Origin of the sequence: Motilimonas pumila (assembly GCF_003596335.1) — a bacterium.
Taxonomy (GTDB): domain Bacteria; phylum Pseudomonadota; class Gammaproteobacteria; order Enterobacterales; family CBDFNC01; genus Motilimonas; species Motilimonas pumila.
On sequence record NZ_QZCH01000015.1, the window covers coordinates 15690 to 36554 of the forward strand.

Annotated in this window: 20 protein-coding genes; 7 read left to right on the top strand and 13 right to left on the bottom strand. The window is 48.1% G+C overall.

The features are described 5' to 3' along the window. Nucleotides 1-72: 72 nt before the first annotated feature. Both D1Z90_RS12095 and D1Z90_RS12100 read left to right on the top strand, forming a co-directional pair. A complete protein-coding gene (locus D1Z90_RS12095; protein WP_232525256.1) occupies nucleotides 73-1221 on the top strand; it encodes a glycerate kinase in 1149 nt (382 codons plus the stop codon). 233 nt (nucleotides 1222-1454) lie between these two features. Then, a complete protein-coding gene (locus D1Z90_RS12100) occupies nucleotides 1455-1808 on the top strand; it encodes a hypothetical protein (RefSeq protein ID WP_198419156.1) in 354 nt (117 codons plus the stop codon). A 49-nt stretch (nucleotides 1809-1857) separates the two neighbouring features. On the opposite strand, the gene D1Z90_RS12105 is transcribed toward D1Z90_RS12100, so the two are convergent. The 10 genes from D1Z90_RS12105 to D1Z90_RS12150 all read right to left on the bottom strand — a co-directional run bounded on the left by D1Z90_RS12105 (nucleotide 1858) and on the right by D1Z90_RS12150 (nucleotide 13566). Next, nucleotides 1858-2613: a substrate-binding periplasmic protein gene (locus tag D1Z90_RS12105; RefSeq protein WP_119911030.1), complete on the bottom strand. Its 756-nt coding sequence runs from the start codon at nucleotides 2611-2613 to the stop codon at nucleotides 1858-1860. A 133-nt stretch (nucleotides 2614-2746) separates the two neighbouring features. Continuing rightward, nucleotides 2747-4267, bottom strand: coding sequence for a sensor histidine kinase (locus D1Z90_RS12110; protein WP_119911031.1), 1521 nt, complete (start codon nucleotides 4265-4267; stop codon nucleotides 2747-2749). After that, entirely contained in the window at nucleotides 4264-4986 is a 723-nt protein-coding gene (locus tag D1Z90_RS12115; protein ID WP_119911032.1) for a winged helix-turn-helix domain-containing protein, read from the bottom strand. The genes D1Z90_RS12110 and D1Z90_RS12115 overlap by 4 nt, the downstream gene beginning before the upstream one ends. Nucleotides 4987-5020: 34 nt before the next feature. Continuing rightward, a complete protein-coding gene (locus D1Z90_RS12120) occupies nucleotides 5021-5728 on the bottom strand; it encodes a spondin domain-containing protein (protein WP_119911033.1) in 708 nt (235 codons plus the stop codon). 9 nt (nucleotides 5729-5737) lie between these two features. Next, on the bottom strand, nucleotides 5738-6439 hold the full coding sequence (locus tag D1Z90_RS12125) for a spondin domain-containing protein (RefSeq protein WP_119911034.1): 702 nt from the start codon (nucleotides 6437-6439) through the stop codon (nucleotides 5738-5740). An 820-nt stretch (nucleotides 6440-7259) separates the two neighbouring features. Continuing rightward, nucleotides 7260-8486, bottom strand: coding sequence for a hypothetical protein (locus tag D1Z90_RS12130; RefSeq protein ID WP_147378762.1), 1227 nt, complete (start codon nucleotides 8484-8486; stop codon nucleotides 7260-7262). 247 nt (nucleotides 8487-8733) lie between these two features. After that, nucleotides 8734-9804: a DUF1513 domain-containing protein gene (locus D1Z90_RS12135; protein WP_119911036.1), complete on the bottom strand. Its 1071-nt coding sequence runs from the start codon at nucleotides 9802-9804 to the stop codon at nucleotides 8734-8736. A gap of 3 nt (nucleotides 9805-9807) precedes the next feature. Then, nucleotides 9808-10827 carry an imelysin family protein gene (locus D1Z90_RS12140; RefSeq protein WP_119911037.1) on the bottom strand — a complete coding sequence of 340 codons (1020 nt, stop codon included), beginning with the start codon at nucleotides 10825-10827 and terminating at the stop codon, nucleotides 9808-9810. 8 nt (nucleotides 10828-10835) lie between these two features. Further along, a complete protein-coding gene (locus D1Z90_RS12145; protein WP_119911038.1) occupies nucleotides 10836-12227 on the bottom strand; it encodes a di-heme oxidoreductase family protein in 1392 nt (463 codons plus the stop codon). 94 nt (nucleotides 12228-12321) lie between these two features. Next, a complete protein-coding gene (locus tag D1Z90_RS12150; protein ID WP_232525253.1) occupies nucleotides 12322-13566 on the bottom strand; it encodes an imelysin family protein in 1245 nt (414 codons plus the stop codon). A 353-nt stretch (nucleotides 13567-13919) separates the two neighbouring features. On the opposite strand from D1Z90_RS12150, the gene recQ reads away from it, so the two are divergent. From recQ to D1Z90_RS12170, 4 genes are read left to right on the top strand one after another with little or no spacing between them, the layout of a single operon-like run. Next, nucleotides 13920-15761, top strand: a complete 1842-nt coding sequence (gene recQ, locus D1Z90_RS12155; RefSeq protein WP_119911040.1) for a DNA helicase RecQ — start codon at nucleotides 13920-13922, stop codon at nucleotides 15759-15761. Nucleotides 15762-15763: 2 nt separating this feature from the next. Then, nucleotides 15764-16198 (top strand): hypothetical protein, encoded by a 435-nt coding sequence (locus D1Z90_RS12160; RefSeq protein ID WP_119911041.1) that lies wholly within the window; start codon nucleotides 15764-15766, stop codon nucleotides 16196-16198. Between the two features lie 21 nt (nucleotides 16199-16219). Beyond that, nucleotides 16220-16537, top strand: a complete 318-nt coding sequence (locus tag D1Z90_RS12165) for a DUF3630 family protein (RefSeq protein ID WP_119911042.1) — start codon at nucleotides 16220-16222, stop codon at nucleotides 16535-16537. 46 nt (nucleotides 16538-16583) lie between these two features. Then, nucleotides 16584-16844, top strand: a complete 261-nt coding sequence (locus D1Z90_RS12170; RefSeq protein WP_119911043.1) for a glutaredoxin family protein — start codon at nucleotides 16584-16586, stop codon at nucleotides 16842-16844. A gap of 66 nt (nucleotides 16845-16910) precedes the next feature. Here the strand turns inward: D1Z90_RS12170 and D1Z90_RS12175 are convergent, their stop codons facing one another. From D1Z90_RS12175 to gntH, 3 genes are all read right to left on the bottom strand, one after another. Continuing rightward, on the bottom strand, nucleotides 16911-17447 hold the full coding sequence (locus D1Z90_RS12175) for a hypothetical protein (protein ID WP_198419158.1): 537 nt from the start codon (nucleotides 17445-17447) through the stop codon (nucleotides 16911-16913). Between the two features lie 117 nt (nucleotides 17448-17564). After that, the gene (locus D1Z90_RS12180; RefSeq protein ID WP_119911044.1) at nucleotides 17565-18098 is read right to left on the bottom strand and encodes a hypothetical protein; all 534 of its coding nucleotides are present in this window, start codon (nucleotides 18096-18098) and stop codon (nucleotides 17565-17567) included. An 87-nt stretch (nucleotides 18099-18185) separates the two neighbouring features. Continuing rightward, a complete protein-coding gene (gntH, locus tag D1Z90_RS12185; protein ID WP_119911045.1) occupies nucleotides 18186-19808 on the bottom strand; it encodes a guanitoxin biosynthesis MBL fold metallo-hydrolase GntH in 1623 nt (540 codons plus the stop codon). Between the two features lie 122 nt (nucleotides 19809-19930). Between gntH and D1Z90_RS12190 the strand changes: the two genes are divergently transcribed. Then, nucleotides 19931-20848: a LysR family transcriptional regulator gene (locus D1Z90_RS12190; protein ID WP_119911046.1), complete on the top strand. Its 918-nt coding sequence runs from the start codon at nucleotides 19931-19933 to the stop codon at nucleotides 20846-20848. The last annotated feature ends 17 nt before the right edge of the window (nucleotides 20849-20865 follow it).

The window sequence follows — 20865 nt, forward strand, 5'->3', positions numbered from 1 at the left end:
GCCCAAGGTGAATGACGTGGCTTGGCGTCTGTACTGCGGACAGCATTGAAACAGGACTTGTAATTGAAGATAGTGATTGCGCCAGACTCATTTAAACACAGTTTGTCAGCACTTGAAGCTGCGCAAGCGATGGAACAGGGCTTTCGCTATTGCTTTCCTGATGCCGAATATCATTTGTTGCCTTTAGCTGACGGCGGCGAAGGCACATTGACGGTGCTGCAGCAATGTTTGTCTGGTGAAGAAAAAAGTTCGGTCGTGCTAAATGCTATTGGCGAGCCTGTCACTGCCTCCTGGTTATGGCTGCCTGCTCATCGCCAGCAAGCAAAAGCGACGGCTTACATTGAATTGGCAAGGGCCGCGGGGTTGGCGCAACTTCCTCTTGCTCGGCGGCAGCCTTTAGTTGCCCATACTTATGGCTGTGGTCAGCTGATTCAAGCCGCACTTGAGCAAGGCGCTGAAAAAATCGTCTTGGGCTTAGGCGGCTCTGCCAGTACTGATGGTGGCAGCGGCATGTTACAAGCCTTAGGGGCAAAGCTGCTTGATAAACAAGGCCAGCCTCTTGAGCTAGGGGGAGGCGCTTTATCTGCGCTGGCCAGCATTGATCTTAGTCAGCTGCACGCCCGCTGTAGCGAAGTAGAAATGGTGCTGGCTTGTGATGTCAGTAACCCATTGCTTGGGCCACGAGGAGCCAGCCAGGTTTTTGCGCCCCAAAAAGGCGCCAGTCCACAACAAATCATTCAGTTAGAGTCAGGTTTACGTCAGTTCGCTCAGGTTTGCGCCGACATTGCTGGATTAGACAAGAGTAACAGTCCCAGTTTTGGCGCTGCGGGAGGCTCACCGCTTGGTTTGAATATGGCGTTTAATGTGACCATAGTGTCAGGTATTGAGATGATGCTCGCACTGTTAAACGCAGCCCGTGTGCTACAAGGCGCGGATTTGGTGGTGACCGGCGAAGGTCAAATGGACGGGCAAACGCTGCAAGGCAAAGCACCTTGGGGTATTACCCAATTGGCGCAGCAGCAAGGAATTCCTGTTATTGCGATAGCCGGCGCCATAGGTGCCGATATAGCGCCCGTGTATCAGCATATCTCCGCCGCCTTTTCTTGCGTTCCGCGAGTGCAGCCTCTAACCGCTACTTTGGCGCAAGCCAAGCACAACGTCATGCAAACCGCCCGTAATGTTGCTAGCGCGATTCAATTGGGGTCGCACTTCAAAGCCTAAACCGCCCAAGCCTAAATCGTTATAGCTTTCCCGACCGCACGCTGGGCTTGCTGTCTTTGCACGTCAGTGTTATTTAAGTGTCAATCAAGCGAATACTGCGCGCTTTGTTGCAGTGGCCTATTCAGGGTTGCTGATTTATTTAACTATTATCCGTTGATTTGATTATTTTTTCGACATTACTTCTGCACCGCTTTGTTTTAGAGTACTTTTTCTTTTAAACAGGAGTGCCCAAGGTGAAGAATTACCCGCTTGCTGCTTTGGCTTTATTACTGACCGTATCAATGCCTTCTTACGCAGATATTTCAGAAAATACGCTAGAAGATTTTGAGGGCTGGACCCTGATATCGGTTAAAACCGTCAGCGGCTTTATCGATGAAGATGGCACCGAAGACTCCGCTTTTGAAGGTTGTGACTATGAGCGGACCATCATGTTTACCGATGGTACCCAAGTTAAGTGCGACAGTTATGGCTATCAATACTCTTTTATGCCCAAGGCGTTTATTTTTGGTCGAAGTTATTCTTATAAAGGCAGTTCGTTAACCAGCTTTAAAATGATTGTGGCGGGCGAAGATTATGATTTGCAATGATGACGGACGATACTATTCAGACTGAGCATTGCTAACCCGGCTGAGCTTGCTAATGGCCGTTTTCGAGTGGGGTTTCGAGGTGTATATAGTCCGGAGTTAAGCTGGTCAGCTTGCCTTCGCGCTGCAACTTTAACATCGCATGTTGCCATTTTTCTACATGGGCGTCAGGAGTTTGCTGGTTAAAAGCCAAGTACAGCTCAGCTTGATAAACCTTCATAGAGGTATATTGAAACGACTCAGCAGGCAACGACGCGGCCTTTAATAGCTGTGGCAAAGTGTAGGGTGTGCAAGACACATAATCGGCATGGCCCCGGTGCAGTAATTGTAACGCGTGCAGGGGGTTTTTGGTTAACTTTAGATTGTTAAACCCATGTCGCTGAAGGATTTCTTGCTCTGGAAAACCACGGGTAATGGCTATATTGGCTCGCTTACTGAGTTGATCCAAGCGCATGTATGGCAAAGGTGAGGCTGTGGCACGCTGACACAGGTATATGTGGTCTTCGATGATGGGGCCAACCCACTTGAACAGTTTTTCTCTTGCCGGCGTTTTTGCCACTAAGAACAAGCCCGTATTTGCGGTGTTTTTGACCTTAGTGTAAGCGCGGATCCAGGGCCATAGTTTGATTTGGTATGGCTCTTGAATTTCATCAGCCATACGACGCACAATAGCCACTGCCTTGCCTTTTATTACGCCGTCTTGTTGATAAGAAAAAGGCGCGAAAGACTCAGTGTATAGTTGTGTTTGTGCGAAGCTACTGGCGCTTATGAGTAACGCTAATAACCCTGTATGAAGCCTAAAAATCATATGATTGAGTAAACTCAGTCAGCGACCTTTGCAGTACGTTAAGGGCCGCTCACCGTTAAAATATAAGAGCGATAATGGATAATATCGCTTTTCACTATTAACTCAAGGCTTATCAATGGCTTTATTGAAGTCGTTAGCAAGTTAAGGGAGCGGTTGGCAGTTGCAGCATAAACCGACTGCCTTGTCCCGGTGCGCTGCTCACTTGGATGTCTGAACCCAGTAAATGCGCCAGCTTCTGGCACACGGTGAGCCCTAAGCCTGCTCGATAGGGTTCCCCTTGCTTGGCACTGGCGCCGCGATAACGAGCGTTGAAAATATACGGCAGTTGATCTGGGCTAATGCCGACGCCGGTATCGGCAATACTGAGTGCTATGGACGAATGGAGCTGATTACCTTGTTCGTTTATTTTGCGTACTTGCAAAAATACATCACCGCCTTGTGGGGTGTGGCGGATGGCGTTTTCAATTAAGTTAGTCAAAATACGCTCTAACTTGGCGACGTCTGTGGTTACCAAAATGTCGTCACCTTGGTGTTGTAAATGCAGTTGCACACCCGCTCGTTCCGCATTGAGTTGCATTTTTGCTTTGATATCGTGCAAATATTCACACAGTAGCAAAGGCTCTTGTTGTACCTGCACTTGGCCTCCTTCGAGGTAAGCCAATTCAAACACTTGGTCTATCAAGTCTTTAAGCTGCTGACTATTGCGGTCGATGATGCCAAGGTATTGCTGTTGTTGTGGCGATGAGAGTGAGGACGATGACTGTGACAATACTTCTACGTAGCCTTGCAGTGAGGCCAGCGGTGTACGTAAGTCATGGGATAAACCGGCGAGCATTTCGCGGCGCTGTTGATCTATTTGCGCGAGTTGTTGCAGTTGCTGACGGTTTTCTACTAACAAGGCTTGGTTTTGCTGCAGTAACTTGGCGAAGCTATGGCCCAGTTGATTGACTTCATGGTGTGAGTGACTCAGCCAAGGCGCCAGGGCGGCCATTTCAATTTGTGTTGGGTCGATATTGCTCAACGCTTTGGCCAGACGTTTCACGGGTTTAGTCACCAAGTAAAACACCCATAACATACTAATGGCGACAAACAGTAATATGGTGGCGAGTATTAAAAAGTGTTGCCACCTGAGTTTATTGGCTTTTAATGACGCGATAAGGTTGGCGGCTTTTTCGCTGCCAATAATGACGTAGAGGTAACCAGTGAGTTGCTCGTTTTTGTAAACCGGTGCGGCAGAGAATATTTTTTGCTGCAGCGGTTGGCGCGGATCGTCTCCTAAAATGGGCAGTGGCTTTTGCTGCGCTATCATGTCTGTAATGGGAGTTAGATTAACAAATTCGGATTTCACTTTTCCGGGGTCGGCAGAAAAGGCTAAGATTTTTCCTTTTGGATCAACGAAATAAAATTCAAAGTTAGGGCCAAGCATCATCAAGGTATGAAATAAATTGCTTAGGTCTTGGTAGGCAAACTTTTCATCTTGTAACAAGGGGTTATCGGCAGCCAGATGTTTGGCAAGGTTAAGGTGTAAGCTTTGTTCTGACTCCAGCCGCACTGAACTTTCAAGATAAGCTGACCAATGATAAAACAACATGATCAGTAAGCTAAAGGTCACCACAAAAGCTAGCACTAAGCGATTGAATAAAGACAATTTCACGCTGATACTCCTGCTGGGTTGAATTTATAACCCACCCCCCACACTGTTTGAATGATTTCGGGTTTGGCCGGGTTGCGTTCCAGTTTGTTACGTAAGCGATTTACATGTGAATTGACGGTGTGTTCATAACACTCATGTTGATAACCCCATACCGCTTCAAGTAGCTGCGAGCGCGAGAATACGCGGTCTGGCTTGGAGGTTAAAAAATGCAACAACTCAAACTCTGTCGCGGTTAAATCAAGTGCTTGCTGGCAGTAGCGCGCGCGGTGTTTGGTTTTGTCTACTTCTAGCGCTCCCATGCGTAATACTTCATTTAGCTCTGCGGCTGAGGCTTGCGCTTGGTCTTGCAGAAGGTGGACTCGGCGTAATAATGACCGAACTCTCGCTTGCAGTTCTCTGGCGCTAAAGGGTTTACACATGTAATCGTCTGCGCCCAGCTCCAGCCCAACAACGCGATCGGTTTCTGAGTTTCGAGAGGTCAAAATTAAAATGCCTTGCTCAGGCCGTTGCCGCCGAATTTGCGCGCAAATGTCGAGGCCTGAACTGTCAGGCAACATCAGGTCTAAAATGACCAGGCTGTATTGATTATTGGCCAGCTGCGCTAACGCTTGTTCGCCATGGCTAACATGCTTTACTTGCAACGCCAGCTCTTGTAAATGCAGCTTGATCAGCCCCGCGATATCAAAGTCATCTTCTACTACTAATACGCTATCTGTCATGGTCTCGCCTCACGGTAGCAAGGCGAGTGCCTGGCTACTCTTGTCGTGTGATGGTTAATGTAACGACAGGGTTCGCAAACTTATGTTGCTGCAGTAAAACCGATTGGCTTAAACCATCATCTGCACTGACCACCCCTGGGTGCATTGTCACCACGTCGAGTTTGTCATCCCTGCTTCCGTTATAGCCTTCACCGCCATCGGCAGGCCCTGGTATGGTGCCTGCTCGCTCCGTATTGGCTTCGGTACCGGCATCATATACGGGTAACTGCAAATCAATGCTGTCACCCACCGCTAACGATTGAAGGTCTAATTGGGTAAGACCGGTGAAAGCGTCATTTGTATTCACTAACATGGCAACAAAAGAAAATAAATGTGCTTCGCCTTGATATGACAATACTTGCTCACTGCTTTCTCCGGGCATTAATGGTGCGCCATCTGCAACGCTGGCCATGACTTCTGCGTTGGCTGCAAGGGCGCTGCTGTCACCACCTTCTGCCAATATTTCTAACGCATTGGACGCGGTTTCTCCCACTTGCCACAAGCCTCCAGATTGATGCAGCGTGACTAAAAAAGGCGATAAGGGCTGACTGTTGGTCAGGTTAGTGGCACTGATATGATAGCTAGCCGTTGTACTTATGCTGACTGGCGTTGGCGTGTCACTGCTGTCTGAACCACAACCTAGCAGCAAGCCCGTAAAGGCTAGTGCTAGAGCGGGTTGAATGAGGGGATGATAAGTTTTCATATTGCCTCCTTACTTCACGGTTACGGTAAGTTTGGCAACCGGGTTTAACCAACGATGTACCGTATTGTCTAGATCACTGTGACCTGAAGTTAAGTCATCGTCTCCTAAATTGCCGCGGTGAACGTGTACCATGGTGTTTTGTTCGGTGCTGGTAACTCCTGAGCCACCGCTCCCTGCATCCATGCCTGGAGCTGCTGGTATGCCTAGCACTCCTGGTGCACCACTGCCGTCGACCACTAACTCATTGTTGGCTTCAGTGCCGGCGTCGTAAGCATTAAGATAAATATGGTAGGTACCTGCGGCGGCAGGGATTGGCCAACGATCTAGGCCAACAAAGCCATCGTTACTCGGTAAAATCATGGCACTTACCGACAAATACATATTGCCATCAGTGGTCATTACGCTCGCGCTAGTATGAGCTGCCGGCGCTAATAGGCCAGCGGCAGGGTTTTCGATGACGTTGGCGCCAATGCTATTGGCGATGTTGACTAAACCGCTGATGTCACCGCCTTCAGCCATCGCTTGTAACTCCCCACTGGCGCTTTGGCCTAATTCAAATAAATAGCCGCTGTCATTGTGGGCAGCAATAACGAGCGGGGTGAAATATAACCCTTGGCTGAGATTTTGCACTTTAATATCAATATCCTGAGCAAAAGCTAGCTGACTCGTCATGCTGGCACCTAATAGCAGGCTAATGGTTGATAGTTTCATGGTGTTCTCCTTACGCATCACAGGTTGGCATTTGATTTATACCCAGTGTGGAAGGAAACTGTGGCAGGGCGGTCACACAGTTGTCACAAAAGTCTCACAATCTCGCACGCTTTTATTACGGCGTTAGCAAAACCATGTTTTGAGTGACACAGATCACAAAAGTATTTTTATAACTATCTGATTAACGGTAGATTTTCGCGCTAAATAAACGATATTGGCGATAAATGGTGTGATTTGCTTGGTGAATCTAAAATGGCGTGTGAGACATTGACCATTGCTAATGTAATCTCCCTGCATTTTATTGCTAAGATAAATATGCTTTGTGTTGTTGTATTTACTTGCGCCATTTCCTTTTTTGTATTTTAAATCAATGGCTTATTGTTTTGGTGAGAGTTGGCGTACTGGAAAACCCATATTTTTTTTGCTGTGAGCGCTTTTGTCGGCAATGAAAATCCTTATATTTAACCCCGCTAGGAAGCAACGAGGCACTAACAGGATGTTGGGTCTCAATGTCGGATAGGATGTCTGGCAGTCAGGATGACAAAAGGAACCGCTACAGGATGTAGCAAAGGGACACCTCCAGGATGGAGATAGAAAGCAAATCAGGATGATTTGTTAGACCAGGATGGTCAAGTAAGGACTCCCCAAAGGAATGGGAAGCGGAAAAAGCCTAAGGATTAGGTTATTAGTCACAGGAGTGCAGGGAGCACTAGTACATCAAGGATAAGATGTTACGACTACCTGGGACAATACTCACAGAGTATTGTCCCTTTTTTTTGCCTGCGATATGACCCGTCTTTCATCTCATTTTGGTGCCCAGCTAAAACGATAGTCGAGGTTGAAGCCACAACCGAGTTTTTAGAATGCGGTTGTTAAGGTACAACTTATCAAATTGCAAAAAGCGGTACTTAAAGCGTAATAGCCAGCGTTTCTTCAGTTTTCGCTGCAGAATATTGGCAAACTCAATATGGCCAGATTGGCGCAGTGCGGGCTCTAACGACTCATAAAACTCAAACTCCAATACACTGCCTAAACTCACGGCTTCTAATTGCGCTGCATCCAGAGATTTGTTGGCAAAGGTTTGCGTTTGCTCCAATAACCCACTCACCAAAAGCTCTAGCTTGGTACGCACACATTTTGCACACACGCCACAGTTTAAGTAATCGCTGTCTTTGGGAGGTTGCTGGCACACTCTTAGTAGCGGCACTGTGCTGGGCAGTTGCTTGATAAACTGGTATTTGTCCAGCCGAGTATATGCTTCAAATACGCCTACACTCTGGCAGTAACTGCTGGTGAAGTATTTGTTTAATAGAGGGTGAGAGCCGCGAGCTACGTAGTTCTTAAGTTGGTTATCTAAAGCAATATTAAACTCAGAAATACCGTTGGATAAGGCATGGGCCACGCTAGCCATTAAAGAACCATATTGGTAATCCACATAAAAGCGCCAGTTGGGCTCGAGTGAACGAATGTTAGTGGCTATGGGAACCAACTCGCACTCGTGCTCTTTGAGAAAAGGCGCCATGCTGGTGACGGTACGATCAAAGGTCGCCTTGTTCTCTGCCAGATTAGGATCACCTAAGTCCATGCCGTAAATGAAAATAGCATAATGAAACCGGTGCGGGTGCGTTGCGTTGTAGTTCAGGTAATTGCGACTAAAGTTAGCCATTGAATCGACGCCACCAGACATAAAGCATGCGGCTTGGTTGGGTTGAACCATGTCTTCGGTGGCGAGGCTTTGGTACTCGATTGTGGGCACTTGTTTGTGTTTGTACCAAAGTTGAAATAGTGACAGCATATTTTGCACGTTAGCAAGGGCTTCAGGACAAATGCTGCCGATAATGGCTACCCTGTGTTCACCACAAAATAAGGCGGCGGGGCAGGCGGCAAATAAAAAAGCGTCATAGCTCGGCCTTAACAGAGATTGCTGCGCTAAAGGCAAGGCAAAGAAAACACTTAAATCGGGCTTTTCAGTTTGTTCAAACGTTATATCTGCGACCATACGGCATTCTTGGTCATCACGTTCCATTCTCAGGTTAGAGATAATCATATCGTCCCTTGCATTCACTGTGATGATAGAACCAGTATAGCCAAGGGAAAGGTGGCCGTTATTTTGTTGCAGAGTGTAGTGCCGTCTGTGGTTCAGTGGTGCGATGATAGGCGTGCTCGAGGTGTCGTTTTACCTCTTAGTTAATCCCATTGAGTTATATGACTGTCGGTAGTGGCATAGTGACGTTTTACCTCTTCGTTAATCCCACTAAGTTATATGGTCGTTGGAGTACCGCTTTACCTTTTAGTTAACCCCATTGAGCCATATGATTGTCGAAGTGCCAGGGAGTTTGCCATGTTTGTTGGTGGCGCAGTTGGCCATTGCCAGCACTTACACTCACCCCTTGGGTACTTGCGGTAAGGCCACACGCATCGGCCATTGCGGTTTGGCTCAACATTTTGCCGCTGCGAACGTTCCAACAAGCGACACAGTCACCCCTTGGCGAACTGGCCCATACTTGCTGTTCAAAAATGGCGACGGAGCCAACGTATTGCGCAAAGCGTAGCCATTGCTCCGGCTCAGCTTGTAAAGGAGCAGCCTTGGTATCGCCTAAGCGATGACGGTACAACAAAGGAAGCATTTCGTTGTCCGCCGCTTGATCTTGGCATGCAAAAACCACGTCGCCTTGGCGAGTTGCAGCAAGGTGGCGAATACTGAGCTGGTGGGCAGGAATGTGCACGCTTTGGCGAATTTGGCCGGTGCTCAGTGAAAGGTAAAATAACGCGGGTTGCATCGTATCAAGGTTGAGTTTATTACGTCCATGAGTATGAATGCCGCCCACCGCTACGATCAAATGACGTTGGTCTGGATGCACAATAATTTCATGCGGGCCAACCGCCGGTAGCAACCACTCTCCTTGACGCTTCAGCTTACCGTGTTGCAATTGATAAAGGCCGATGACACCTTGTGAGGAGGCACTTACCCCTTCACATACATACAAGTTACCTCGCACATCAAACGTGCCGTGGCCATAGCAATGGCGATCTTCTGGGTACATATATTGATCGATAAGCTGGCCATCGAGGCAATTAACATGAGCAATATAGCGGCCGGGACGGCGACCAAAGACCAGCGAACTGGCAACCTGTTGGGTGGCAAATTTGGCGGGTATTGGTGCCAAACCATGACCTCGATGAGGTAATTTAAACTGGCTGACTTGCTTGCCTTGTAGCGTGTGCGCAACTAAGTAGTCTGAATCACCTTGACGAGCGCAGCTGAGCAATAATGGCCCAGTGTGGGCCCATACTGTTTGAGGCAGCGCCATGCCTAAGGATAATACGCCAAGGCCTTGCAAAAATTGACGTCTTTGCCAGGCCATAGGTTAATCGCCGTCGGTGGCGTTAAACCCCACCACAATTTTCAGCTGAACTGGCATCACGTCTTGGATCAGGTAGCTGAGTTGGTCGATGTCAATGCGCAAACGGTACAGTTGAGCCAAGCCTTTATCATCCCCTAGCATGGCTTTCAAGCTGGTTTGCGGGGGCCAGTTTTGCAGCAGATTGACAAACGCTTGTTCAATGTCTGCCACCAAAGGCGCTTGATCTTTACTCAGAAGAAACGGCTTTACTATGGTGTTAAAGTACAGCTGTAATGCGCTAAAGCTGGTTTTGAGCTGTAATAAAGACGTTTCCGATCGCCAAGACTCGGCTTGATAAGGCTTAGGGTACTTGCCTTTGCCAAGGGGCATAAAGAATTTTTTATTGATAAAACTGAGCTGGTGGGATAACTCAGCCACCGTTTGTCCTGTGACCATGGGAGCAGCTTGTGGGTCTTTCGCTCTTACGGTTAAGGCTTGTTGGTAGTCGTGTTGCCATTGATGTTGAATTTTTGCTGCATTTTCGGCCACTAAGCTTGAAATAGGCTGTAAGAGTCGGCAACTGGAAGCGTCTAATGGCGCTTCATAAATGAGTAATTCAAGGGCCCCTAAGCCTCTTACCGCAACGCTACGCTGGGCAATAATTTCCGGCGTAAGCGCAATATCTGCTTGCTGCAATGATTGCACTTTGCGACCGGTGAGATTTTTCTTGTCAGGCCAAAACTGCATTGACCAAGCTACATCCAGCTGTTGTATCGGGCCTTGTTTTTCGCCTTGAAAGGGTACCCAAGCCGTCATGGTTTGTAACCAAGCGTGCTGTAATTTTTTACTGCTGGCAGGTTTGGGCGCTTGGCAAACCTGTTGAGTTAACTGCGCCAGAGTCCGACTGGTTTGCGCCAACTGTTGGCTTTGCTGTTGCTTAAGGGTGATAAGACGCTGGCTTATTTGGCTAGCGTCAGGTGCTGCCTCGCTGGCTAATGCAGTGAAGCTCACCCCAAGCAAAGGCAGTAGTACGATTCGTTTCATCACGTCTCCTACAAAGATTCTAAGAAGCGAATAAGCGCATCGCGTTCAGCTTTATCAAACTGTAACACGGCTTGCTTGGCGCTTTCTGCTTCCCCACCATGCCACAAAATCGCTTCCATAATATTGCGGGCACGGCCATCGTGCAGCAAGAAAGTGTGACCGTTTACTTCTTGTAAGTAACCTAAACCCCACAACGGCGGGGTACGCCACTCTTGGCCATTGGCTAAAAACTCAGGGCGATTATCTGCTAGGCCAGGTCCCATATCATGTAATAACAAGTCTGAATAAGGGTAGATGACTTGCTCTGATAAGGCTGGCAAGGCGTCGCGTTTCGCCGTGGTATAGCTGGCAACATGACAACTTTGACACTGGGCTTGTTGGAATAACGCTTGGCCTTGTTGAACTTGTGGGTCTTTCATATTTCGGCGGGCCGGCACCGCGAGATGTTGAGTATAAAATTCCACAAATTTAAGCACTTTCTCACTGGCTTCGTGTTTACCGCCATGAGGCGCTGCCAAGCATTCTTTTTGCGCTGGAGTACAATCGTCTGCCAGGTTAAAACTTGACGTTAAACCCATATCACCGGCGAATGCGCCCGCATTTTGTTGCATCAAGGTTGGTTGTCCGGCTTTCCAACCAAAACGTCCGATTGTGCTTTTATTTTCTGCTGTATTCCAAACCCGGTTTGCCTTACCTGAAATGCCGTCTTTGTTGCTATCTTCGGGGTCAGCATGGGCTAATAGATCGGCTTCACTGATGGTTTCAAGTAAGCCTAAACCTATCATGACAGGAGCCACACGTGCCGACATCATGACGTCTGGGTGCATCGGGCCATAGTTCAGCTTTTCAATGGTGAGCTTGGGTTGCCGTAACGATACCTCAGTGCCATCGGCGAAGGTGACAAGTTGTTCGGTGTAGCTGATATTAATCTGGCCTTCTGGGGCAACGCCTGGAATTGACATGTCTTGCAGTTGGCCACCATAAACCGGCTCAGGGATAACCCCTTGCTGGACCAGTGTTGCTTTCTGCTCTGGCGTAGTGGCAGGAATACTCAAACGCACCAGCATGGATACCGCGTTGCTGTCGCCTTCTTCTCTTGGCTTACCACGACCGTCTTTGATATGGCAACCTTGGCAAGCGTTGGTATTAAAAAGGGGGCCTAAACCGTCACGGGCATCCGTGGTTGCGGGGGCAATGACCCAAGGGTTACGAAAGAAGCTGTTGCCGACGCTGAAGTCCATGCGTTTGAGCATATCCAGGTTGCTGGCCGGCATCGAGAAAGCATTGTGGCCTTGCTTGCTAGTGGTAGTGCCACCGCCCGGTTTGGCAGGGTTAGCCGACGCAAAAAAGCTTATAGATAATAGGGTTATTAGGGCGCAATTATGGGTAAATTTCTTCATTGGCTTCGACTTTTATTTGCTTCCTGTAAAAACGAAAAAAGCGGAGAAGTGACTTCTCCGCTAGCTAGCGCATGGGTATATTTGCGACTAGAACTTAAAATTCATGGTCAGCTGTGTCAGGGTTTAGGTTGTAAATACCTAATACATTTGACGCTTTTTCAATCTCACCGGTTTGTTTTACCAGTGCCACGATAGACTCGTTCACCAAGGCGTTACCTTTGGCGTTGTCTGGTGCGATAAGTTGGTCAAACGCTTGACCGTTCTCTGCTGAAACCACTAAGGTTTTCACTTGCTCGGTGGCTGCGCTTACTGCTTTTGATGCTTTTTCTGCGGCCGCTTTATCTTTGCTTGCAACTAACTCTTCTAAGCTGGCACCGGATACTTTAGAACCGTCTACACGAGTATATTGACCAAACCAAACATTGTTAATGCCTTGTTGGTTGTAGAAGTGAGAGTTGTGGGTATTGTCAGAAAAACAATCGTGCTCGTCTTCAGGAGAGTTAGCTTCTAAAGCCACCTTCATGCGCTCACCGGCCAGCTCGCCAAGTGATAATGAGCCCATGCCAAATAGCATAATGCGCAACCCATCTTTTGCTGGTTTCGCGGTCAGTTCAGCACGGTAGTTGTCTTGACCGGCTGACCATTCTTGTTTCATTTCAGCAAGGTCAGTTAACAGCAGAGTAGATGTTGACTTTAGGTACTCAGCACGACGATCACAGTTGTCGTTGGTACAGCCTTTGCCTTGCAGGTAGTCTGTGTAAGCTCGTGCGCCAGCGCCGGCATTGGTGCCGTTTAAGTCTTGGCCCCAAAGTAGGAATTCAATGGCGTGATAACCCGTTGCCACGTTAGCTTCAGAGCCGCCGAGCTCGTTTAGCTCTGCCAGTAATTCTGGGGCGATTTTGCTGGCGTCAATTTTGTCGTTACCAACTTGGATTGATGCGCTTGAGATGATGTTTGCCGTGGCACCAGGGTTACCCAGTTCGTGCTGGTAAGACTTGCTATCAACGTAGTCGATCAAGCCTTCATCTAACGGCCATGCGTTAAGTTGGCCTTCCCAATCATCCACAATGCTGTTACCAAAGCGGAATACTTCACTTTGTTGATATGGTACTCGTGCAGCTAACCAGGCTTTTTTGGCAGCAGCAAGGGTTTCAGCAGATGGGGTTTTGATTAAAGCGTCAATCGCGCTATCAAGTGCTTTAGCAGTTGTCTCAGCATCTTCGTACACAGCGTGTACGATGTCTGCGTAGTTGCTCACTACGTCTTTCGATTCAACAGCCCAAGCGGCTGAGCTAGTAAATGCTGATGCGGTAAGCATGGCGATGATCGTTTTTTTCATCATATTCCCTTATAAAACCCCATAAATGGAATTAAGAATGGTTGTCAATTAGATTTGATTCGGCGCATTTTAACCGCAATTGAGAATGATTGTCGATATAATTATTGTTTTATTGTTGGCTTTTTGTTACTGGCAATAGGTAACGTCTTGTAATGCTCTACAAGGCAAGACACTGGCTGAGCAGCTGCGGCATTATGGCCATCAACGGCACGCAATTGATGGCGGGTTGAGGCTGTATTGAGTTTTTTTCGGCAGTGACTACGCGCATAATTTAACCGTGAAACTGTAACCCGCCCTAGCCAATTCAGCGTCAGCAGATTAAAATGCGCAGCTCAAACTACGACTGAGCTCCCATGAACGCTTTTACTTTAGCCGAAAATCAAACCTGGCCAGATTCAAGTCAAGCTGTGTTACAACAGGTGTTTGGCTACGACCAATTTAGGCCGGGTCAACAAACCGTGATTGATCACCTTGCTGCTGGCGGTGATAGCTTAGTGATTATGCCTACCGGTGGCGGTAAGAGCCTGTGTTATCAAATTCCAGCCTTGTTACGGTCGGGTTTAACCATAGTGGTCTCACCCCTTATCTCTTTGATGAAAGATCAAGTTGATGCTTTGAATGCATGTGGTGTGCCGGCGGCGTATTTGAATTCAACGTTGAGCCGTGAGCAGCAAGTGAAAACCATGGCTGCAATTCGTTATGGCGAAGTAAAGCTGCTGTATGTGGCGCCAGAGCGTTTGATGCAGCCAGATTTTATGGACAAATTGGCTGACATTGAGCTGGCATTATTGGCGGTCGACGAGGCTCACTGTATTTCTCAGTGGGGTCATGACTTTAGGCCCGAATACGCCATGTTAGGACAATTAAAAAGTCGTTACCCACAGGTGCCAGTGGTTGCTTTGACCGCGACGGCCGATCATGCCACCCAACAAGACATTTTAGCGCGCCTAAACCTCGCTCAGCCGCACATTAATATCAGCAGCTTCGACCGCCCGAATATTCGTTACAACCTGATTGAAAAATATAAGCCCACCAGTCAGTTATTGGCTTATGTAAAACAACAAAAAGGCCAAAGTGGCATTATTTATTGTGGCAGCCGTAAGCGTACCGAAGAGGTGGCGCTGAAGTTACAATTGCAAGGTTACAAAGCAGACTATTACCACGCTGGGCGAGAATTATCCGAGCGTCAACAAGTACAAGATGCGTTTATCAAAGACGAGCTGGATATTGTTGCTGCTACCGTTGCATTTGGCATGGGGATAAATAAACCGAACGTACGTTTTGTGGTGCACTACGACATACCTAAAAATATAGAATCGTATTACCAGGAAACGGGACGAGCAGGGCGCGATGGTTTGGAGGCGGAAGCCATGATGCTTTATGACCCAGCCGATATTGCGCGAGTGCGGGGCTTATTAGAGAAGAATAATAACCCCGACCAACTGCGAGTAGAGATGCACAAGCTCAATGCTATGGCGGCATTTGCCGAAGCGCAAACTTGTCGTCGCCAGGTATTGCTGAACTACTTTGGAGAACACCAAGACAAGCCGTGTGGTAACTGTGATATTTGTTTAAATCCGCCCCAAGCCTTTGACGGCACTGAAGAAGCCCAAAAAACCTTATCTTGCGTGTATCGTGTCGGCCAGAACTTTGGTTTAAATTATGTGGTGGAAGTATTGCGCGGTTCGATGAATCAAAGGGTAAAAGATCACGGCCATGACAAACTGTCGACCTTTGGTTTAGGTAAGCAGCAATCCACCGAGTATTGGCTCAGTATTTTACGTCAGTTGATCCATTGTGGTTTACTGCATCAAAATATTACGCGAGGCTCTGTGTTGCAGCTCACCGAGGCAGCACGCCCCTTATTAAGAGGGGAAGTCTCTTTACAATTAGCCGTGCCAAGGATCCAGCCGCTCAGCAGTAAAACCACTAGCAAAGGCCGCAGCAAGCTGGCCTTTATGAATTACGATAAAGCCTTATTTGCGCGTTTGAAAAAGCTACGAAAAGCCATTGCAGATGACGCGGATGTGCCACCCTATGTGGTCTTCAGTGATGCCACTTTGGCGGAAATGGCCGATTTACAGCCCCGCAATGAACACGAGTTCTTGGCCATCAGTGGCGTAGGTAATACCAAACTCGACAAATACGGTGAGCCATTTTTAGATGCGATTGCCAATTACCAAGACGGCTATTAACCATGAAAAAGTGGCTGATAGCACTACTGCTGGGATTGCTGCTTACTGGGGTTGGTTATAAAGGTTGGCAGCAATATCAACAGGTTCGTCAAGTTCAGCTCGCATTGGAATACGGCATTGATATTGCCGAACTGCTGACGGATATCTCCCAAGATTGGCAGTTGTCGCGCATTGAGGCGTGGATGACGCCTGGTAACTTTGCGGCTAATCGAGCCACTTTAACTCAGCTGATGCAGCAATCAGCTTACCTAGGAAAAATGCAAAGTTGCACCGAGATGCGTTTGCTTGAGCTCGATAACTATGGAGTTGCTGACAATATTGCAATGCACGCTCAGTGCCGATTTGAACATGGCATGGCTAATGTCACCTTAGTACTGCAAGTGAATCAGCCCACAAGGGCAGAGTTGATAGCTATTTTGATAGCTGAAAACACTTGATAACAAACAAAAAGAAACCTTATGTCGGAAATGTTTAAAGGAAAGTGGCAGCAACAAGGGCCGCAGCAAGAAACCATTTTATTGTGGCAAGCTAAGTCCCCCGATGCTTTGTATTATGATGTGTTTGCTGAATTTGCTTTGGGCTGGTTAGACCACCCAGATATCCGCATTATGCAAAAAGATGCGGCGGCAGATAGCTTTTGCTGGGTGTTTGAATGGCGCAGCACTACTTTCTTGCTTAATTATGAAGAAATGAGTCAGAGCTGTTGGCTGAGTGTCACTCGTGAGCCAGATCAGGCTTTACTTACTCAATTGTTGGCTTGGCTTAACCAGTATTAAGAAAACACGCTATGAGAATTTTTAATCATTAATAAAAGGAATACCTATGTCTGCGCCTGAAAAGTTGGCCCTGTATTTTTTCCACGGTTGTCCCTACTGCCGCATGGTCATGAATGTGATTGAGCAATTAGACGTTGAGGTAGAGCTGCGCGATACACGTGCCGAGCCACAACATCAACAAGACTTATTGGCTGCCAGAGGCCGTGGTACTGTGCCGGTATTGCGCATTGCTCGTGCTGGTCAAGACGATGTTTGGATGCCTGAATCTGCGGATATTGCCGCGTATTTACAGCAGCAATACGGTTAATTTGCTTGCGATAAAAAATGGGGAGCAACGCCGCAGCGCCGCCCCCCATTGGGTGGAATCGTGGCATCATTCGATGCGCAATAATCTGCCGCGCTCAATGTCTTGTTGCAACACTTCTGGAGAGATATCTGCGTGATTATGAGCATGGCCGTCGTGGTCATGGTTTTTGTGTTGCCAACGAATCAAGTGGTGAGGATAGAGGTACGCCGTGGTTAATTCCTCGCAATAGTCTTTTGTCCATAACGCGCGGTCTTGTTCATCACTCATTATTTTTTCTGCTTCAGCGCCCAAACTGTTCATGTAATACATGCCTAACTCTTGACCATCGACGCCAGCGTAGTTAATTAAATTTTGGAAGGCGGGTTCTTGGTCTTGTTCCGATAAATAACCGTTGCGGTAGCATACGGTGAGACCAATGATGTCATTGCCCAATGCTTCTAGTACCGGATTAAAGTGATTGTGATTATGGTTATGCTCTGCCGCTGTTGCAAAGCTGGGGCTAAGCAATAACGCACCTGCGAGCCCTATCAATATTTTTTTAGCGTACGCCAACGTGCCGTTTTTTATGTCTTTTTGGTGAGTCTTAAATGTTGCTGTTTTCATAATAGTTCCACCTAATTATGGGGGGACCCGTTGGGCATATTTCGCTGCGGTTTGCCCAGAGGTCTGTTGTTCTAATGCTCGGGGTAACAGATTACCCCGAGCGCGGTGAGTGGCAGATTAAGATGAGGTATCTACCTTGATTTTGGCGGGGGCCACCGTATAAGCCATGCGCTTCTCATGCCATTTACCTTTTGCTTCTAAATCTTTTGCCATGGCCTGTGCTTGCTGACACACCTCAGCAGGCTTGCTATCACTCCAATATGCAGGGCCAGAGGTGTAACCACACATCACTGAGAAGCTAAACTCGCCATTTTTGATGGTGTATTCCGTTGACACCAAGCCTCCTGGGCCATGGGTGATTTTAATCGAACCCGGGTCGGCCACGTGAGCAGGGTCACTGGGGTTTGGCTTGTGGTAATCCGAATACGTGCCTTGCTCTGCCATGTAGGGATTGTCGTAAGCGGTGTAACCGTCACGCTCAGAAGGCAGGGTTAGGCGATAATTGGGGTCAATTTCACCTAAACGCTCGGTGTTGTTAATGGCGCCTGGGTGGTAGTCGTGGGCGTTTGATTGCCCTGGGGTTTGGCTGTTTGCTAAAGCTGAGCCAGCAGCTAAGCCTAAGATGAGGGTAGCAATAATGGGCTTTTTCATAATGAACTCCAAAACGTTAAATTGAATAAGGGGTGGCTGATGTGAGCAAGGGAGTAAGCCCTTGCTGCACCTTGCGTTCATTGGCGGTTATTTGTCTGTACCTGAGCCTTCACCTGGCTCGGTTGGACGGGTGACCGATTTGCGCTCTAAGCCATGGTGTTCACGTACGCGGTCGACATATTCTTGCTTGGTGTTCATGCCTTGCTTCATGGCTTCTGGCACTTGCTCAGCAGGCATGACGATGTCTCTGTCTACTGGCCACTCAGTTAATAGTTCTGGGTGGTAGCCTTCTGGGTAGTAAAGTTTTGGATCCAACTCTAAGTCACGAATTTCTTGCTCTTGAATATCCTCGCGGCGATTCTTCGGCATTGGAATTCTAAACTCTGAACCGTCAGCCATATCAAACTGCGGCGCCCTGGCATTCGGGAAGTCAGGTAAAATACCTTCACGTACCCAAGCGTTATCTTTGGTCATGTTCACAACAATGCCGTCTGGCGCACCAAAGTGGTATGGCCCTTTCCAGTGATGGCGTACTTCTGCCACGGTTTCTTCATTTAAGTAAGGGTCGAAAGCCATGTGCGTGGTCATAAACAGACGCGGCTGCACTTCGTTAGCAACGTAACCGGCGGCATAAGCAGGAGTATGGTGCGTATCAACCGTGTAGCGCGCTAAGAAAGGCGGTACCCCTTGAATGATGGATGAAACACCAAAGGTCTCTGTTTGCAGTTCGGTAATAAATAAGTCAGCGCCTTTGGCGTATTTTAAATCAAGCTCGGTTGGGCGGCCGTCACCGGTCCAAACAAAAGACAGTACGCGGCCGTCGTCTTGCGTCCAGTTTAGGCGGTAACCCGATGCGCCATCTTTAGCATGGCTGCGACGCCAGTGAATCACCTCAACGTTGTCTTGGTCGTAGATAACACCGCCATCATCACGGAAATCAAATTCGTGAACGACGATGTCATTGCCGGATGGGAATACGTCAAACGCATCGGTATGCCAGTGCAGCATTTGTTGCATGCCTTCAATCATGTGGCGGGTGCCGTCTTCTGGGGTGGCACCGCTTGGGCCATAAATGTTCAGCGGTTTTTCCCAACGTCCGTTCCAGCCACCAAATTGGTACAGGTACGGCAGTGAACCATAGTGGTCAACGTGCAAGTGGGTAATGAAGATATGGTCGAGTTCATTCAGTGCTACGCCGGCCCCTACGTAGTTTGCGATTGAGCCCTCACCCATATCAAACACAAAGTTTGAACCATTACCCAGTTCAACATAAATAGAGGTATTGGCTTGACCTGGGCGGATCATCGGTGAGGTACCCATAAACGTCACGCGCATTTCATCAGGTTGTACTTCTTCGGTGCGGGGGAACCAGTTGGCACCAGATACCATGTGGTCGCCATACGGGGCGATGCCTTCGAACATTAAGCCTTCTTTCCAGCCTGTGTTGGTTTTACTGCGGTAGTCGCCATTGTTCACGCCGCCCATCAGTACGCTGAGGATTTCTTGCTCATTTGAGTACAACTTACCTTTAGGTTGTTGGCTGAGGTATTCTTTGAGCGTTTCACCTTCGTGATATTCGTACTTGTTGACCTTTTCTAGGTCGGGCTTGGTTGGCTGAGTTCTGTATTGCGTCATAGGATCAGCGGCAAGCGTTGAGGTTGAGAAAATCATCGCTGCGGTAATGCAAGATAGTTTGGCAAATGTTCTCATGGGTTCCACCTTTATGAAGTAAGTTTGCGTTTTGATGGGGCTATTATTGGATATAGAGACATGACAATATATGGATGGGTTGGTATATTTAACATGACAAATTGTTATGTTTGGTGGTGGCGATGGAACAGAAACTGGATTTCAATTTACTTGAGGTGTTCATGCAGGTTTACCGCTTGCGCTCGATCACCTTGGCGGCAGATACTTTGCAGTCAACCCAACCGGGTGTGAGCCGTGCATTGAAGCGCCTCAGTGAGCAGTTGGATACGCAACTGTTTGTACGGGAAGGCCGTGGTATAGTGCCGACACAAGCTGCAATCCAGCTAGCGAGTGACATTGAACCGGCACTGAATACCGTGTTGTCTGCGTTGGATAATTTAAAAGCGTTTGATATTAGCCAAGCCAGAACGTTTAAGGTGGTCGTGACAGAGCCGATGTTATTATTGCTGCAGCCGCAGCTAGACCATTCGGCAAAGCTTGGTAATTGCAGCGTGCAACTGGTGCAAAGCCCGCCAACAGAGCAAGAAATGTTACACCAACTCACCATGCAGCAGGCCGATTTAGCTATCGACATCGGCCAGCTTGAGCATCATTCATTTCAGGTTAAGCCGGTGCACCATGACACCATGATGATGGTGTGTGCTAAAAATCACCCGCAGGTACAAGGCAGCATTGACCAAGAAACCTATTACCAAGCAGACCATGTGACGTTGACGCTACGCCGGGCAGGGCACCATGCGATCAATTACCTCAGCACCGAGGTGATGCAAGCGCGCAAGGTAGCGCTGCAATGCGATTCTTTATTTACCGGTATGGCTTTGGCTGCCAATAGCCAAGTGTTGAGTTTAGCGCCCAAGGTAACGGCGGCTCAGTTTGCCGACACTTTGGGGTTACAGGTGTTACCTTTGCCTTTTACCACTTTACCTGTAGTGCATAACCTCATTTGGCATAAACGTACTACGCGCAGTGCGGCGCATATTTGGCTCAGAGAACTGCTGACTGGGCTACTGGCAGAGTCGAATCAAGGCAGTTTAAGCTAAACACTAGAGTGCGTATT

Coding starts and splice junctions, on each gene's coding strand:
- D1Z90_RS12105 (WP_119911030.1), bottom strand. CDS start 2,613: ATGATTTTTAGGCTTCATACAGGGTTATTAGCGTTACTCATAAGCGCC.
- D1Z90_RS12115 (WP_119911032.1), bottom strand. CDS start 4,986: ATGACAGATAGCGTATTAGTAGTAGAAGATGACTTTGATATCGCGGGG.
- D1Z90_RS12120 (WP_119911033.1), bottom strand. CDS start 5,728: ATGAAAACTTATCATCCCCTCATTCAACCCGCTCTAGCACTAGCCTTT.
- D1Z90_RS12125 (WP_119911034.1), bottom strand. CDS start 6,439: ATGAAACTATCAACCATTAGCCTGCTATTAGGTGCCAGCATGACGAGT.
- D1Z90_RS12130 (WP_147378762.1), bottom strand. CDS start 8,486: ATGATTATCTCTAACCTGAGAATGGAACGTGATGACCAAGAATGCCGT.
- D1Z90_RS12135 (WP_119911036.1), bottom strand. CDS start 9,804: ATGGCCTGGCAAAGACGTCAATTTTTGCAAGGCCTTGGCGTATTATCC.
- D1Z90_RS12140 (WP_119911037.1), bottom strand. CDS start 10,827: ATGAAACGAATCGTACTACTGCCTTTGCTTGGGGTGAGCTTCACTGCA.
- D1Z90_RS12145 (WP_119911038.1), bottom strand. CDS start 12,227: ATGAAGAAATTTACCCATAATTGCGCCCTAATAACCCTATTATCTATA.
- D1Z90_RS12150 (WP_232525253.1), bottom strand. CDS start 13,566: ATGAAAAAAACGATCATCGCCATGCTTACCGCATCAGCATTTACTAGC.
- recQ (WP_119911040.1), top strand. CDS start 13,920: ATGAACGCTTTTACTTTAGCCGAAAATCAAACCTGGCCAGATTCAAGT.
- D1Z90_RS12160 (WP_119911041.1), top strand. CDS start 15,764: ATGAAAAAGTGGCTGATAGCACTACTGCTGGGATTGCTGCTTACTGGG.
- D1Z90_RS12165 (WP_119911042.1), top strand. CDS start 16,220: ATGTCGGAAATGTTTAAAGGAAAGTGGCAGCAACAAGGGCCGCAGCAA.
- D1Z90_RS12170 (WP_119911043.1), top strand. CDS start 16,584: ATGTCTGCGCCTGAAAAGTTGGCCCTGTATTTTTTCCACGGTTGTCCC.
- D1Z90_RS12175 (WP_198419158.1), bottom strand. CDS start 17,447: ATGAAAACAGCAACATTTAAGACTCACCAAAAAGACATAAAAAACGGC.
- D1Z90_RS12180 (WP_119911044.1), bottom strand. CDS start 18,098: ATGAAAAAGCCCATTATTGCTACCCTCATCTTAGGCTTAGCTGCTGGC.
- gntH (WP_119911045.1), bottom strand. CDS start 19,808: ATGAGAACATTTGCCAAACTATCTTGCATTACCGCAGCGATGATTTTC.
- D1Z90_RS12190 (WP_119911046.1), top strand. CDS start 19,931: ATGGAACAGAAACTGGATTTCAATTTACTTGAGGTGTTCATGCAGGTT.